Origin of the sequence: Paraburkholderia sp. J67, from assembly GCF_905220265.1 — a bacterium.
GTDB lineage: Bacteria > Pseudomonadota > Gammaproteobacteria > Burkholderiales > Burkholderiaceae > Paraburkholderia.
Genome location: NZ_CAJMZK010000008.1, coordinates 198578 through 214658, shown reverse-complemented (window position 1 = coordinate 214658; position 16081 = coordinate 198578). Strand labels below are relative to the sequence as shown.

The following is a 16081-nucleotide window of genomic DNA, read 5'->3' as shown; positions in this document are numbered from 1 at the left end:
ACCCGGGCCGAGAGGAGACAAGCATGTCCGCAACAAGACCGTTGGAAGGTATCCGCGTTCTCGACTTGACCGTCGCGCTCGCCGGGCCGTATGGGTCGCTCCTGCTAGGTGGCATGGGCGCCGAAGTGATCCGGATCGAGTCGCCTGGCGGCGGCGATATCGCGCGCAATAATCCGCCGTATGTGGGCAAGGAAGGGATTCACTTCGGCGTGCGGCGCGAGGACGAGGTGTCGCTCACGATCCTCAATCGCGCGCGCAACAAGAAAAGCATCACGCTCGATCTGAAATCGGAGCAGGGCCGCGCGCTGTTCATGGATCTCGTGCGCGAGTCCGACGTCGTGATCGAGAACGCCAGCGAAGGCGTCACGGCGCGCCTGGGCGTGGACTACGACAGCGTGCGCGAAGTCAACCCGCGGATCGTCTACGCGTCCATCAAGGCTTTCGGCGAGCCCAGTCCGTACCCGAACCTCAAAGGCATGGACATCATCGTGCAGGCGCTGTCCGGCATCATGGACGTGACCGGTTTCGCCGACGGCCCGCCCACGCGCTCGGGCCTGCCGATGGCCGATCTGGTCGCGCCGCTCTACGCCGTCAACGGAATTCTTGCCGCGCTGATCCATCGGGGCAGAACGGGCGAAGGACAATGCGTGCAGGTTTCCATGCTCGATTGTCTTTCTTCGATGGTGGCCGAAGAGCATTTCGACGTGTTCATCGGCCATGGCTATCCCAAGCGATCGGGCAACTTCCATGATCGTCTCGTGCCGTTCGGTGTGTATAGCACGCGTGACGGCAACGTGGCGATGGTGGCCTTTCAGCCCGAGTGGTTCCGCAACCTGATGGAAGCCGTGGGCCGGCCCGACATGGCGACGGACGAGCGCTACGCCACCCGTGGCCCGCGCATGAACCATGCGGCCGAAATCAACGCCATCATCGAGGCCTGGACGCGCGAGCGCAGCACGGAGGAAGTCGTGCGCGAATTGCAGGAAAAGCGCGGCGTGCCGGCCGCTGCGGTGCGCTCGCCGCTCGACGTGCTCAAGGACCCGGTGCTGCAGGCCCGCGGCGCGGTGGTGAAGCTCGAGCATCCGGGGCTCGCCGATGTCGACGCCATGGGCATGGGGCTGCCGATCAAGTTCTCGAAAACGCCGGCGCAGTTCGATCAGCCCGCGCAGGAGCTGGGCGAGTCCAATGACGAAATCTATCGCAGCCTGCTCAAATTACCGGAGCAGCGTTTGCAGCAATTGCGTGACGAAGGAGTGATTTGATGATGCCTGCTGCGCCATCCCGCAAGGGCCCGCTCGCGGGCATCAAGATCGTCGAAATTGCGGGCATTGGTCCGGGGCCGCTCGCCGCCATGTTCCTGGCCGACCTGGGCGCCACGGTGATCCGGGTTGACCGCAAGGAACCCTCGGGCCTGGGCGCGCCGCGCCCCGTGCAGTTCGATCTGGGCCTGCGTAATCGCAAATCCATTCGCGTCGACCTGAAAGATCCCGCCGCTGTCGAGATGGTGATGGAGTTGATTGCCGACGCCGATGCGCTGATCGAAGGCTTTCGCCCCGGCGTCATGGAGCGTCTGGGTCTTGGGCCCGACACGTGCCTGGCGCGCAATGCGCGTCTAGTCTACGGCCGCGTGACCGGTTGGGGCCAGGACGGCCCGCTGTCCCAAGTGGCCGGGCACGATCTGAACTACATCTCGATCACGGGCGCTCTGCACGCCATGGGCCGGGCCGGACAGGCGCCCACGCCGCCGCTCAATGTCCTGGGCGACTATGCGGGCGGTTCGTTGTATCTGGCGTTCGGGCTGCTCGCGGGCATTCTGGAAGCGCGCGGCAGCGGGCAGGGCCAGGTGGTGGATGCGGCGATGGTAGACGGCGTCGCGTCGATCATGACGGTCACCATGGGCCTGCACGCGGCGGGCATGCTCAGCAAGGAGCGCGGCACCAATCTGCTCGATACCGGCGCGCCGTTTTACGAGGTGTATGCCTGCGCGGACAGCAAGTACATCAGCATCGGGCCGATCGAGAGCAAGTTCTACAAGCTCCTGCTCGACAAGCTTGGCTTGCAGGATCATCCGCTCTTGCAGGACCCGATGAACCGCGAGCGCTGGCCCGAGGCCAAGCAGGTGCTGGCCGCCCGCTTCAGGGAGCGCACGCGAGACGAATGGGCGCGGGAACTCGGCGAACTGGATGTGTGTCTTGCGCCCGTGCTCGACTTCGACGAAGCGCCATTGCATCCGCACCTCCAGGCGCGCGGCACCTTTGTCGATCTGGACGGCGTGACGCATCCGGCGCCTGGCCCGCGCTTTTCACGCACGCCTGCTGCACGGCCCGACGCCCCCGCGCCACTGAACACCGACAACGCCATCGCCGCATTGCAGGCCTGGCTGCCCGACGAGCGTATCGAAGCCTGGCGCGCACAGGGCACGTTCATCTGAACGCACCGTGTCCCGAATAGATAAGGATTCCTCCAAAATGACATCGCATACTCCTGATCTCGCGGCATTCGACCGCTTGACGGACGGCCGCTTCACTTGCCGCGCCTATCAGAACAAGGCATTGGACGCCGCGCTGATCCGCAGCATTGTCAGCATGGCGGGCCGTTCGGCCTCGTGGTGCAATGTGCAACCGTGGCAACTGGTCATCACGGAAACACTTGAAAGCACCGAAAGATTTCGCGCAGCGCTGATGGCGCGCGCGCGCAGCCACCCGGAAAACGAATCCGATTTGCCGTTTCCGCCGCGCTACGACGGCATCTACGGCGAGCGCCGGCGCGGCGCGGGCATCGCGCTGTATTCGTCCCTGGGCATCGGGCCGAAGGACACCGAGCGCAGCACCGAGCAGGCATTGCGCAACTTCCGCATGTTCGACGCGCCGCACGTGGCCATCGTCACGGTGCCGGTCGCGCTGGGACCGTATGCACTCGTGGATGCGGGCGGCTTCATTTCCGCATTCCTGCTGGCGGCTCATGCGCACGGCGTGGCGACTACGCCGCAAGGCGCGCTGGCTCGCCACGCGCATTTCGTGCGTGAGTATTTCGACATTCCCGATACGCAGCAGATGATCTGCGGCATTTCGTTCGGTTACGCCGAAGTCGAGCATCCGGTCAACCAGTTCCGCACCACGCGTGCGGGCGTCGACGACCTCGCGCGCTTCGCGTGAGCGCGGCGCGTCACCCGACAAGGAGGGCAGCGCCATGACCGTGTCGATCGACGAACCCGCACCGCAGGTGCGCCGCCTCACGCTGGAGCGGCCCGAGCGCATGAACGCGCTCGACGGGCCCACCTTGCAGGCCTTGAACGAGGCGGTGCGCGATTGCGCAGCGGCGGCAAGCAAGGTCAAGGTGCTGGTGATGCGCGGCAGTGGCCGCGCCTTCTGTGCGGGCAACGACCTCAAGTGGCTCGCGAGCGGCGTGCTGGACGATCGAGCCGCGCACATGCGCCATCAGGACCTGATGCAGGACACCTACGAGCGCCTTGAGGCCGCCCCTCAGATTGTGCTGGCCAGCGTCAACGGTTACGCCGTGGCGGGAGGGTTCGAGCTGATGCTGGCTTGCGATCTGGCGATCGTCGACGAAGCTGCGCAACTCGGCGACGAACATATTCGCCGCAATCTGCTGCCAAGCGGCGGCAGTTCGCAGCGCTTGCCGCGCAGGTTGGGGTTGCAGCGCGCCATGTTCTATCTGGTGACGGGCCGGCGCATGACGGGCAGCGAAGCGCTCGCGCTCGGTCTCGCCGTGCAGGCCGTGCCTGCTGCGCACCTGGAAGCGGCCACGCTGGAACTGGCCAGGGAAATCGCTCAGGCCGACGCGCTTGCGCTCGCCTACATGAAGCAGATGGCGCGCCGTTCGATGGAACTGCCGCTTGCCGATGGTTTGCGCTACGAACGCTGGATCCAGCACTGCTACCGGATGCAGTCGCCATCGCTGGAGGCGGGCGTGCGCGGTTTTGCCGGGACTTGACTCGCGCTGTATCTCGCAAGCGCTGCACGCCGCTTCAGTAAGCGGCGTGTCCGACTCAGTTAGAGACCGCTATCGCAGTGCGCCAGGTGAGCTTCCAGACGTCCAGCCGTATCCCTGAGCACTGGAGCGATACGATCGCGCTCGGCTTCCAGATTGAAATCGACATCCGCCTTACCGCAGCTAAGGCTCATGAGCGTGCGGTCGCGGCCCAGCCGCACGGGCAGCGCCACGCCAAACGTGCTGCGCTGGAAGCCGCCCAATACGGCGCATGTGCCAGTGGATTCGAGTTCGGAAAACGATGCGCGGATGGCGTGCTCCAGCGCCTCGCCTTGCGCTCCGGCACGTCGCTTGTGCTCCTCGATCAGGGGCTCGCGCGCATCTTCGGGCAGACCCCACAAATACGCTCTGCCTATCGATGTGGTGCTCATGGGCAATACGGAGCCTATGCCCAGCCGCAGCGTAGCGACCTTGCGGCTCACCCGGTAATCGACATACAGCATGTCGATGCCATCCTGGATACCCAACGCGACCGAAACATCCAGGCGGTCGGCCAGCTCCTGCATGAGCGGTTGCGCCGACTGGAGAAGCTCGTTGGTCGCCAGATAAGCATGGCCGATTCCCAGCGCGCCGATCGAGAGTTCGAATTCGCGCCTGCCCGGAACGAGCCGCAGGAAACCGGACTGGATCAAGGTGGACGTCAAGCGCGAAACCGTGGCTTTGGAAAGCCCGGTGCGCCGGACCAGTTCGGCATTGCTCAGCGGCGCGCGACTCGAGCGAAACGCGCGTAGGACTTCCAGCCCGCGTTCCACGGTCATCAGCGTCGGGTTGTCGCTTGAATGGCGAGTGCGCGCGTTCATGACAAGGCCCTCGAATGCTGGATTTCCTGCGCCATGCGCACCAGCGCCGGGCCCAGTTCGCGCTCGCTGCGCGCCCGGCCGACGAGCATGGATGGCCCCATGCAACTGACCGCCAGCGGCGACTCGCCGGGCAATTGAACCGGGGCGGCCACCATCGTCATGGGTTGCCCCGACTGCCCGAGCGCGACGCAGAAGCCTTCTTCGCGCACCTGGCCAATGGCTTCGCTGGGGCGGCGGTTCATGCTCGCGCTGCGGTCGCGCGAAGGTTGCAGTGCGGCGCTTCTGAGCAGATAGTCGCGCTCGCCATCGGGGAGACTGGCGAGCAACGCCCAGCCCGCCGCCGTCGACGCAAGCGCCAACCGCGTGCCGATCGCTGGTTGCAACGAGGCCGGAATGGTGCTGGTGCAGCAACTGTCGATCACGACCACATCGAGCCGGTTGCGGGCGCAGAGATGAACATGCACCTGATGGCGCTCGGCGAACAGGTGCATGCGTTGATGGGCGACTTCGTGGATCTCGATGTCGGCAGCGGCGCGGTACCCCAGCGCCAACGCCGACGGCCCGAGGCGGAAACGCCTTTTGCCGCTATCGCAGCAAAGATAGCCCGCAGCGACCAGCGTGCGGGTCAGTCGCGTCACCGTCGAAGCCGGAATGCCAGTGCGCTCCGAGAGATCGCTATTGCAGAGCCAGCGCTCGACGGGCGTAAACGCACTCAGCATGGCCAGTGCGCGCGCAAAGGGCGTCACGACCGGGCCGTGTTTATCCGCACGAGTTTCGGTCATGGAAGGAACATCAGAAGAATTCGAGCAATACATGATCTGTCTCTGGGAAGCGCATGGCGAGCACAGTCACCAAACTAACGATCATTAGAATTCTCGCACCTTGCCATGTCGATTGGGGTTTACTCCTTTGTGTCGGACGCAGGGGCGGCGATAGCTGTAAGGGCGCGATCGCCGCCTGTTTCGCGAGACGGCGCAATGTCCGGACAGGGTTACTGCGCCTCGCGGATCATGTTGCGAGCGATCACGATCTGCTGGATCTGCGTTGTGCCTTCGTAAATGCGGAAGAGGCGCACGTCACGGTAAAAGCGCTCGATGCCGTATTCGGCCATGTAGCCCGCGCCGCCGAAAATCTGCACCGCTCGGTCGGCCACGCGACCGCACATTTCCGACGCGAACAGCTTGGCGCAGGATGCTTCGGTGCTCACGGGCAGCTTGTCGTCGCGACGCCGCGCGGCGTCCAGCACCATGCTGCGCGCCGCGTAGATTTCCGCGCGGCTGTCTGCCAGCATTGCCTGCACCAGCTGGAAGTCAGCAATGCGCTCGCCGAACTGCTTGCGCTCCATCGCGTAGGACAGCGCCATCGACAGCATGCGTTCGGCCACCGCCACGCACACGGCGGCGATGTGGATGCGGCCTTTGTCCAGCACTTTCATCGCGGTCTTGAAGCCCTGGCCTTCCTTGCCGCCAATCAGGTTTGCGGCGGGCACGCGCACGTTGTCGAAGATCACGTCGCAGGTATGCGCGCCTTTCTGTCCCATCTTCTTGTCGCGTTTGCCAAAGCCGATGCCGGGCGTGCTGGCATCGACAATAAATGCGGAGATGCCGCCCGATCCCTTTTCTTCCGGGTTGGTGCGTGCCATCAGCGTGAAGATGCCCGCTTGCGGCGCGTTGGTAATGAAGCGTTTGGTGCCATTGACCACGTAGTGGTCGCCGTCCCTGATCGCGGTGGTGCGCAGGGACGCCGCGTCGGAGCCAGACTCCGGTTCGGTCAACGCGAACGAGGCGATCAACTCGCCGGTCGCAAGGCGCGGCAGGTATTTCTCCTGCTGCTCGGGCGTGCCGTCGAACAGAATCCCCTGCGAGCCGATGCCCACCGTCGTGCCCAGCAGCGAGCGGAATACCGGTGAAGCGCGGCACAGTTCGAAGACGGCCAGCACCTCTTCTTCCATCGTGAGTTCGAGGCCGCCGAAGCGCTCGGGAATGGTGAGGCCGAACAAGCCCATCGCCTTCATGTCGGCCACGATGTCGGCGGGGATTTCGTCGGTTTCGGCCACGCGCTCCTCGTTGGGTACGAGGCGTTCGCGCACGAAGCGGGCGATGGTGTCGAGTAATCCGTTGAGCGTTTCCTGATCGCGAATCATGTCGGCTGTTCAATCGATGAATGAAGATGGCCCATGCTGCGTCAGCCATGCGAGCGAGGCAACGCCTTTGCGCCGCCTGTTCCGGGAAATGGAATGGCGTCGCTGCGCCAGGCAAGAGGCGTTCGCGATGCGGCACCTACGTTGGCGCCCGTGCGTCGTGCCAAGGTACGGAACGCTCGGTGCAAACCCGTTGACCGGGAAAGCGGCCGGTTTCATCGTGGGGGCTAATCCTCAACACCGTCATGCCTGCCATGCCCACCACGTCGCTCAATCCCGCCCAACTTCTGGCACGTCCGTTTCCTGTCGTCGAACACGCGTTTTCCCGGCGCGATACCCAGCTCTACGCGTTGGGTCTGGGCCTGGGCACCGATCCTCTCGACGCCGGGCAATTGCGCTATGTCTACGAGGGCAAGGACGGCGAGTCGCTGCGCGCCGTGCCGACGATGGCAAACGTGCTGGCTTATCCGGGTTTCTGGGCACGCGAGCCCGATACCGGCATCACCTGGCAAAAGCTTTTGCATGCCGAGCAGGAAATCCGCCTCCATGCGCCGCTGCCTGCCAGCGGCCGCGTTAAGGGCGCGACCCGCATCACCGGCCTGTGGGACAAAGGGGAGGGCAAAGGCGCTTTCCTGCAGCAAACGCGCGACATCGCCGATGCCGAAACGGGCCAGTTGCTTGCCACCGTGACGCAGTTGAGCCTGCTGCGCGGTGACGGCGGCTTTGGCGAAGGCGGCAGCGCGGGCGCGCCGCCCGCACCGCACGCGACGCCCGAGGGCGCGCCCGATTTCGTGTGCGATCTGGCCACGCCCGCCCAACTCGCCTTGATTTACCGCTTGAGCGGCGACCTGAATCCCTTGCATGCCGATCCGGCCGTGGCTGCGGCGGCGGGTTTCGCTCGCCCGATCCTGCACGGCATGGCGCTCATGGGCGTGGCGGCGCATGCCGTGCTGCGCGCGGTGCTGGCTTACGACGACACGCATTTCACCGGCATGCGCGTGCGCTTCACGGCGCCGGCGTGGCCCGGCGACACGCTGCGCACCGAGATGTGGGTGCGTGGCAGCACGGTGTCGCTGCGCGTCACGGCGCTTGAGCGCGGCGTGATCGTTTTGAACAACGCGCGGGTCGATCTGACCTGAACATCACAATAGTTAGGAGTCTGGAAAATGGATCTGGGTTTGAGCGGCAAGGTGGCGATTGTCACCGGTTCGGCACGCGGACTGGGCGCCGCCACGGCGCGCAGGCTCGCACAGGAAGGCGCGAGCGTCGTTATCACCGATATCAATGCGGAACTCGCGCAGGCCACCGCGAAATCGCTGCGAGACGAAGGCCTGGCCGCGCACTGCGTAGTGGGCGATATCACGCAGGCCGCCGACGTGCAGCGTCTCGTCGATGAAACCGTGGCGCATTTCGGCGGCGTGCATATTCTGGTCAACAACGCCGGCGCGCCGCGCGACAAGTACCTCGTCAAGATGAGCGAGGACGACTGGGACTTCGTCATGACGGTCATGCTCAAGGGTGCTTTTCTGGCTGCGAAAGCGGTCATGCCGCATTTCATCGAGCAGGGCTGGGGGCGTCTCATCAACATCAGTTCGCGCGCGCATCTTGGCAACCCGACGCAGGCGAATTACTCCGCCGCGAAGGCCGGGTTGATCGGCATGGCGAAGGCGCTTTCGATGGAAGAAGGACGCTACGGCATCACGGCGAACTGCGTGGCGCCGGGCTTCATGGAAACGGAAATGGTGCAGGCGCTGCCGACCTACGAAACCATCAAGGAGCGCGCCGTGGCCGCGCAGCCGATCAAGCGCGTGGGACGTCCCGATGATATCGCCGACGCCGTCGCGTTCCTCGCCAGCGAGCGCGCAGGCTTCATCAGCGGCGAGGTGTTGCACGTCACGGGCGGCCGCTACGGCTGATCGCGAACGCGCATCGACGTTCAAGACAAACATTCATGACAACGGCCAGCGCAGGGCAAACCGACGCTGGCTTCGAAACTCTTCAGTGATTCAAGAGGCAATTCAAATGAAACGAGCAGCCATCGTCTCCCCGCTGCGCACGCCCGTGGGCGCATTCGGCGGGGCGTTGAAGGGCGTTCCCGTCGAGGAGTTGGGCGCAACCGTGGCGCGCGCGATCGTGGCGCGCACGGGCATCGACGCAGCGCGAATCGACGACGTCGTCTTCGCCCAGAGTTATGCCAGCGGAGAAACGCCGTGCACGGGCCGCTGGGTCGCGTTGCAGGCCGGCTTGCCGATCGAGGTGGCAGGTATGCAGCTCGATCGGCGTTGCGGCGGCGGCGTGCAGGCGCTCGCCACGGCGGCCATGATGGTGCAGACCGGCGCGGCCGACGTCGTGCTGGCAGGCGGCGTGGAAAGCATGAGCAACGTCGAGTACTACACCACCGATATGCGCTGGGGCAAACGCGCGGGCTCGGTCAAATTTCATGACCGCCTGGATCGCGGCCGCGAGCGCTCGCAGCCGGAGGAGCGTTTTGGCCGCATCAGCGGCATGATCGAGACCGCGGAGACGCTGGCGCGCGAATATGGCATTTCGCGCGAAGCGTCCGACCGCTTTGCCGCGCGCAGCCATCAGCGTGCGGCGGCGGCTCAGGCGGCGGGCAAGCTGGACGCGGAACTCGTGTCCGTGGCGGTGCCGCAGCGCAAGGGCGACGCCGTGATCGTGAGCAAGGACGAAGGTGTGCGCGGCGAGACGACGGTAGAGAGCCTCGCGAGGCTCAAACCCGTCATGAAGGACGGCGTGGTCACGGCGGGCAACGCCTGCCAGCAGAACGACGCGGCCGCCGCCTGCCTGATCGTCGCGGAAGACAAGCTCGAAGAACTGGGCTTGACGCCGATGGGCTGGCTGGTCGGCTGGGCCGCGGCGGGCTGCGACCCGGCGCGCATGGGTATCGGGCCGGTGCCGGCGGTGCAGAAGTTGCTCGCCCGCACGGGGCTGACGTTCGACCAGATGGACCTGATCGAACTCAACGAAGCCTTCGCCTGCCAGGCGCTGGCCTGCGTTTCGGGCTGGGGCAGTTCGATGGAGGCGCTGGAAGATCGCCTGAACGTCAACGGCTCGGGGATTTCGCTGGGCCATCCGGTGGGCGCCACGGGTGTGCGCATCATGACCACGCTGTTGCACGAGATGCAGCGCCGCAAGGCGCGCTATGGGCTGGAGACGATGTGCATCGGCGGCGGCCAGGGCATCGCGATGATCGTCGAGCGCGCCGTATAAGACTTCGAAGACGGAATACAGATCATGAGCAATCCTGAATCAAGCCACGTGTGGCAACCGGGCGAGCGCGAACTCCAGAACGCCGGCATCGTGAAGCTGATGCGGGCGCTGGACGTGCCCTCGTATGAAGCACTGATGCGCGTGTCGATCGACGAGCCCGAGCGTTACTGGACTACCGTCATGCGCGAGTGCGCGTTCGTCTGGGACGAGCCGCCCACGGGCTACGTGGACCTGTCGCGCGGGCCGCAGTTTCCCAGCTGGTTCCCGGGCGGACGGCTCAACTGGGTCAACACGATCTATGCTTGGGCCCGCCATCCCGCCACGGCGCAACAAAAGGCGGTTGTGGCCGAGCGCGAAGACGGCAGCGTCAGCGCGCTGACCTACGCGGAGCTGGAGACGCGCGTGCGCGACTTCGCGGCGGGCCTCGCGCAGCGTGGGCTCAAGCGCGGCGATCGGATTGGCCTGCTGATGGAAAACGGTATCGAGGCCACGGTCTCCCTGCTGGCGATCGTGCATCTGGGCGCGCTGGTCGTGCCGCTCTTCAGCGGCTTTGGCGTCGATGCGATCGTGGCCCGCCTGGCGGCCGCCGAGGCGCGCATGGTCATCGCGTCCACGGGTTTTTCGCGCCGCACGAAGCGGGTCGATGTGGAGGGCGCGCTGCGCGACGCGTGGCGTCAGTTGCCGCTGGTCGAGCACGTCATCTGGAAGCGCGCCGAGGGGGAAGTCGCCCAGCATGCGGCCGACCCGCGCGACCTCGACTGGCAGGACACGGCGAGCGCCGCGCGCGGCCAGGGCACTGAGGCCGTTTCCGTCACGCCCGACACGCCGTTCATGGTGATCTACACCTCAGGCACGACGGGCAAGCCCAAGGGCGTCGTGCACACGCACGGCAGCTTCCCGATCAAGATCGCGCACGATTCGCTGATCCATTTCGACGTGCATCCCGGCGATGTGTACTGCTGGCCCGCCGATATGGGCTGGATCGCCGGCACCCTCGTGCTGGGCTGCGCGCTGCTGCGTGGGGCAACATTGGTGTGCTACGACGGCGCGCCCGACTATCCCGACTGGTCGCGCATGTCCCGCGTGGTCGAGCGTCACAAGGTCACTCACTTCGGCTCCGCGCCCACGTTGATCCGCGGCATGGCGAGCCACGAGGCGCAGGCGCTGCAGGGCGAGCGCTCCACCGTCCGCCTGCTCATCACAGCAGGCGAGGGCATCGCGCCGGAGCACTTCAACTGGTTCCTGCAACGCTTCGGCGACGGCACGGCGCCCGTCATCAACTACACCGGCGGGACCGAGGCATCGGGCGCGTTGCTGGCGAGCGTGCCGATCCGGCCGATTCCGCCCAGCGGCTTCAACACGGTTTCGCCCGGCGTGGCGGTGGATGTGGTCGATACGTCGGGCAACAGTGTGACCGGCGCAGTGGGCGAACTGGCGATTCGCGCGCCCTTCGTCGGCATGACGCAGTCGTTCTGGCGCGATGACGAACGCTATCTGGAAACCTACTGGCAGACCATTCCAGGCGTCTGGGTGCATGGCGACCTGGCGCTGCGCACGGCCGATGGCAACTACTTCATGATGGGACGCTCCGACGACACGCTCAAGGTTGCGGGCAAGCGCCTTGGCCCGGCCGAGGTCGAGGAGGTGGTGCTCGAGCTGCCGGACGTGGCCGAGGCAGCGGCCATCGGCGTGGCGGACGAGCAGAAGGGGCAGAAGCTCGTCGTCTTCGTGGTGCCGAAACCCGGCTTGTCGGGCGCCCGCCCGGATCTGGAGGCCGCTGTCGCCAGTCACGTGGACAAGCGCCTTGGCCGTCCGTTCCGGCCCGGCCGCGTGCATGTGGTCGACCAGTTGCCGAAGACGCGCAGCTCCAAGATCATGCGCCGCGTGATCCGCAGCGTGTACTGCGGTTTGCCGCCGGGCGATCTGTCCTCGCTCGACAATCCCACCGCGCTCGACGAAGTGCGCGCCGCGGCGCCTTCGGCCTGACGCAGAGCAGGTCATGAGCGCCGGCCATCCGCTGACCGAGGTGCAGATCGCGCTGCCCCATGCGCCCGTGGAGCGGCTGACCGTTGCGTTGCGCCCCGCAACTGGGGCCAAGGTGGTCACGCCGCTGGTGCGTGCGCTCGCGTTGATTGCGGCCTTTGGGCCGCAGGAGCGCTGGCTGGGCAACGGGCAGCTCGCGCAACGCACGGGGCTGCCGCCCTCCACTGTGTCGCGTATCACCCAGTCGCTCGCTAGCCTCGGTTATCTGCGCTACGACGGCACGCAGCGCAAGTACCGGCTGTGCGCCGCCGTGCTGGGCCTCGGCTATGCGGCCATCGCGCATTCGGCTATTCAGGGCCTGGCCGCGCAGCGCATGGCGGCGTTTGCGCACCAGCACGGGTTGCATGTGTGTCTTGCCGTGCGCGACCGCCTGGATCTCGTGGTGCTCGAATGCCGGCGCAGTCTGTCGTCGCCGGTCATGCTGCCGCTCCATGTGGGCATGCGGGTTGGCATGGCGCTTTCGCCGATGGGCTGGTCGCTGCTCGCCGCGCTTCCCGAACTGGAGCGCAGCTATCTGCTCGAGAACGTCGAACGGCGTACGCCACGCGATTGGGCGAGGCTTCGTCGCCGCGTCCTGGAGGGCATCGCGCAGGTTGGCGAGACGGGCTATTGCACCGCGATCGGCGAATGGGAGCCGGAGCTGGGCATCCTGGCGGCTTCCGTTCTGCTGGAGGGGAATGCGCCGTTTGTGCTGGTCTGCATCGGCGCGAGCCGCGTCATGAGCCGTGCGCGCGTGGAACGCGAACTGGGGCCGCGACTGCTGGCGATGGCGCATGAACTGCAATCGGAATTCAATGCGATCGGTCATTGACTTCAGGGTCGGGCCGGTCTTCACGCGAGACAACAATGAAAGTGCTTGAAGGAATCAAGGTTCTCGACTTCGGCCGATTTATCGCCGGGCCGTACTGTTCGGCGCTGCTGGCGGACTATGGCGCCGAGGTGATCCGCATCGACCGCGTGGGCGGCGGCGAAGACCGCTTCATCGTCCCCGTCACGGAGCAGGGCGAGGGCGCGCTGTTTTTGCAGGTCAACCGCAACAAGCGCTCCATGACGCTGGATCTCGACAGCGAGGAAGGACGCGCGATCGTGCGCAGGCTGGTGGCCGACGCCGACGTGGTGATCGCCAACATGCCGCCGCGCACGCTCGCGAGCCTCGGGCTCGACTACGAGAGCCTGTGCCGCATCAAGCCCGATGTCATCCTCGTGGCCGCCAACGCGTTTGGCAACAGCGAGGCGGTGCGAGACCGGCCAGGCTTCGACGGTGTGGGCCAGGCGCTCAGCGGCGCGGTGCATATCGCGGGTACGCCGGATCAGCCGCAAAAGGCGATGGTGCCTGTGGTGGACTTCGCCACCGCCTTTTCCTGCGCGCTCGGCACCATGCTCGCGCTTTACGAGCGCCAGCGCAGCGGCATGGGGCAGGAAGTGAGCGCATCGCTGCTGTGCACGGGCCTGAACATGGCCAGCGGCGCGCTGATCGAGGAAGCGCTGCTGGGCCTCGACCGCGCTGCCACGCTCAACCGCGCGTCCAGCTATGCGCCCTCGGATATCTTCAAGGCGAAGGACGGCTGGTTCATCACCCAGGTGATCGGGCGGCCCATGTTCAAACGCTGGACGCAACTCGTAGGCCGCCCCGAACTGCTCGACGATCCACGCTTTGCCGACGACCGGCTGCGCGGCGAGCACGGCGAGTTTCTGAGCGAAGTGATGTCGGCATGGTGCCGGGATCTTTCGCAGGCGGAAGCACTGGCGCAACTCGAACGCGCGCGCATTCCCGCCGGTCCCGTCAATTCGCCGCGCGAGGCATTGCAGGACAAGACCATCGAAGCCGCGAACCTCATTCACTGGATGGACTACCCCGGCGCGCCGAAAAAGGTGCCGATTTTCGCCACGCCTGTCTCGCTGTCGCGCACGCCGCCCGAGATCCGCACGCGCGCCCCGCTGACGGGCGAACACACTGATGAAATTCTGGCCGGTGTCGGCTACGACGCCCAGGCCATCGCCGGACTGCGGCAGCGCAACGTCATTTGATCCTGGCTGGCTTGAGCGTGAAATTAAGCGTGCCATCGACAAAGCACGACAGTCCCACATGAGTAGAAAGCAATGAACAGTAAAGACCTTCTGGCCCAGTTCGGCCCTCGTGAATCCATGGAGTACGACGTGTCGATCGTCGGGGCCGGCCCCGGCGGCCTCGCTACGGCGATTCGCATCAAGCAGCTTGCCGCCGAAAACGGCCAGGACGTATCCGTGGTGGTGCTCGAGAAAGGCTCGGAGCCCGGCGCGCACATTCTCTCCGGCGCGATCATGGACCCGGGCGCGCTCAGCGAGCTGTTTCCCGACTGGAAGGCGCTTGGCGCGCCGCTGAACCAGCCCGTCACCGAAGACGCGTATGTGTTTCTGGGCGAGCAGTCGTCCTGGCGCGTGCCCAATCTGCTGCTGCCGCCCTTTGCGCACAACGACGGCAATTACATCATCAGCCTCGGCGCATTGACCCGATGGCTGGCGCAGCAAGCCGAGTCGCTCGGCGTCGAGATTTTTCCCGGCTTCGCCGCTGCCGAAGTGCTCTACAACGACGACGGCTCGGTCAAGGGCGTGGCAACGGGCAACATGGGTATCGGCAAGGATGGCGAGCCCACCGCGAATCTCCAGATGGGCATGGAACTGCATGCGCGCTACACCATCTTTGCCGAGGGGGCGCGCGGCCACCTCGGCAAGCAGTTGATCGAGCGCTTCCGGCTCGACGCGGGGCGCGATCCGCAGAGCTTCGGGATCGGCATCAAGGAGTTGTGGGAGATCGATCCGGCGCAGCATCGGCCGGGGCAGGTCATGCATACCGCCGGCTGGCCGATGGACAACGCGACCTATGGCGGCGGCTTCCTCTATCACCTGGACGGCAACCGCGTCGCCGTGGGCTTCGTGACGGGGCTCGGCTACAGCAATCCCTGGCTGAGTCCGTTCGAAGAATTCCAGCGCTGGAAAACGCATCCCCGCATTCGCCGCTGCTTCGAGAACGACAAGGGCGAAATCACCGCGCGGCGCTTGTCGTACGGTGCGCGGGCTATCAACGCGAGCGGTATCGGCGCGTTGCCCAAGTTCGTCTTTCCGGGTGGCGCGCTGGTGGGCTGCGATGCGGGCTTTCTCAACGTCAGCCGCATCAAGGGCAGTCACGCCGCCATCAAGACCGGCATGCTGGCGGGCGAAGCCGCTTATGCCGCGGTGGTGGCGGGGCGTCGGCATGACGAGCTGTCGGCCTATCCTGAAGCCTTCGAGGCAAGTTGGCTATACGCCGAATTGAAGAAGGACCGCAACTTCAAGAACTGGTTCAGATATGGCCTGAAGACCGGCACGTTGATGAACGGCTTCGAGCAACTCGTGCTGCGCGGCCGCATGCCGTGGACGCTACGCCGTCACAAGCCCGATCACGCGTATCTCAAGCCCGCGCGAGAATGCAAACCCATCGTCTATCCCAAACCGGATGGCAAGCTCACCTTCGATCGCCTTTCCAGCGTATTCGTCAGCAATACGAATCATGAAGAGAATCAGCCCGCGCATCTGACGCTCAAGGACGCGAGCCTGCCCACGCAGCTCAATCTGGCGCGCTACGCCGGGCCGGAAGCGCGTTATTGTCCGGCGGGGGTGTATGAATTCGTGGCGGAGGGCGAGGAAGGAGGGCAGCGACTGCAGATCAATGCGCAGAACTGCGTGCATTGCAAGACCTGCGATATCAAGGACCCTTCGCAGAATATCGTGTGGGTCACGCCTGAAGGCGGGGGTGGTCCGAATTACTCGGGCATGTAAAGCGGGGGCTCAGGAAAAAACGGCTGGCGGGCAGGATGCTCCTGACCCGCCAGCCGTTTGT

Annotated in this window: 14 protein-coding genes; 11 read left to right on the top strand and 3 right to left on the bottom strand. The window is 65.5% G+C overall.

Going from position 1 to position 16081, the window contains the following annotated elements:
• Positions 1–23 precede the first annotated feature (23 nt).
• Genes U5782_RS17630 through U5782_RS17615 form a run of 4 tightly spaced genes read left to right on the top strand, consistent with a single transcriptional unit; the run spans position 24 to position 3954 of the window.
• A complete protein-coding gene (locus tag U5782_RS17630; RefSeq protein WP_322045141.1) occupies positions 24–1262 on the top strand; it encodes a CaiB/BaiF CoA-transferase family protein in 1239 nt (412 codons plus the stop codon).
• Positions 1263–1264: 2 nt separating this feature from the next.
• Positions 1265–2431 carry a CaiB/BaiF CoA-transferase family protein gene (locus U5782_RS17625; protein WP_322045236.1) on the top strand — a complete coding sequence of 389 codons (1167 nt, stop codon included), beginning with the start codon at positions 1265–1267 and terminating at the stop codon, positions 2429–2431.
• 37 nt (positions 2432–2468) lie between these two features.
• Complete coding sequence (locus tag U5782_RS17620) at positions 2469–3155, top strand: nitroreductase family protein (protein ID WP_322045140.1); 687 nt, start codon at positions 2469–2471, stop codon at positions 3153–3155.
• A gap of 34 nt (positions 3156–3189) precedes the next feature.
• On the top strand, positions 3190–3954 hold the full coding sequence (locus U5782_RS17615) for an enoyl-CoA hydratase/isomerase family protein (protein WP_322045139.1): 765 nt from the start codon (positions 3190–3192) through the stop codon (positions 3952–3954).
• Between the two features lie 59 nt (positions 3955–4013).
• On the opposite strand, the gene U5782_RS17610 is transcribed toward U5782_RS17615, so the two are convergent.
• From U5782_RS17610 to U5782_RS17600, 3 genes are all read right to left on the bottom strand, one after another.
• Complete coding sequence (locus U5782_RS17610) at positions 4014–4769, bottom strand: IclR family transcriptional regulator (protein ID WP_322045138.1); 756 nt, start codon at positions 4767–4769, stop codon at positions 4014–4016.
• Positions 4770–4807: 38 nt separating this feature from the next.
• Complete coding sequence (locus U5782_RS17605) at positions 4808–5593, bottom strand: IclR family transcriptional regulator (protein ID WP_322045137.1); 786 nt, start codon at positions 5591–5593, stop codon at positions 4808–4810.
• 209 nt (positions 5594–5802) lie between these two features.
• The gene (locus U5782_RS17600) at positions 5803–6954 is read right to left on the bottom strand and encodes an acyl-CoA dehydrogenase family protein (RefSeq protein WP_322045136.1); all 1152 of its coding nucleotides are present in this window, start codon (positions 6952–6954) and stop codon (positions 5803–5805) included.
• Positions 6955–7196: 242 nt separating this feature from the next.
• Between U5782_RS17600 and U5782_RS17595 the strand changes: the two genes are divergently transcribed.
• From U5782_RS17595 to U5782_RS17565, 7 genes are all read left to right on the top strand, one after another.
• The gene (locus U5782_RS17595; protein ID WP_415914354.1) at positions 7197–8090 is read left to right on the top strand and encodes a MaoC/PaaZ C-terminal domain-containing protein; all 894 of its coding nucleotides are present in this window, start codon (positions 7197–7199) and stop codon (positions 8088–8090) included.
• Positions 8091–8117: 27 nt separating this feature from the next.
• Complete coding sequence (locus U5782_RS17590) at positions 8118–8867, top strand: 3-oxoacyl-ACP reductase FabG (RefSeq protein WP_322045135.1); 750 nt, start codon at positions 8118–8120, stop codon at positions 8865–8867.
• Between the two features lie 106 nt (positions 8868–8973).
• Positions 8974–10182 carry an acetyl-CoA C-acetyltransferase gene (locus U5782_RS17585; protein WP_322045134.1) on the top strand — a complete coding sequence of 403 codons (1209 nt, stop codon included), beginning with the start codon at positions 8974–8976 and terminating at the stop codon, positions 10180–10182.
• A gap of 24 nt (positions 10183–10206) precedes the next feature.
• Positions 10207–12168, top strand: a complete 1962-nt coding sequence (locus tag U5782_RS17580; protein ID WP_415914353.1) for an AMP-binding protein — start codon at positions 10207–10209, stop codon at positions 12166–12168.
• 13 nt (positions 12169–12181) lie between these two features.
• Positions 12182–13036 carry an IclR family transcriptional regulator gene (locus U5782_RS17575; RefSeq protein ID WP_322045133.1) on the top strand — a complete coding sequence of 285 codons (855 nt, stop codon included), beginning with the start codon at positions 12182–12184 and terminating at the stop codon, positions 13034–13036.
• Positions 13037–13071: 35 nt separating this feature from the next.
• Complete coding sequence (locus tag U5782_RS17570) at positions 13072–14253, top strand: CoA transferase (RefSeq protein ID WP_322045132.1); 1182 nt, start codon at positions 13072–13074, stop codon at positions 14251–14253.
• Positions 14254–14325: 72 nt separating this feature from the next.
• The gene (locus tag U5782_RS17565; protein ID WP_322045131.1) at positions 14326–16020 is read left to right on the top strand and encodes an electron transfer flavoprotein-ubiquinone oxidoreductase; all 1695 of its coding nucleotides are present in this window, start codon (positions 14326–14328) and stop codon (positions 16018–16020) included.
• The last annotated feature ends 61 nt before the right edge of the window (positions 16021–16081 follow it).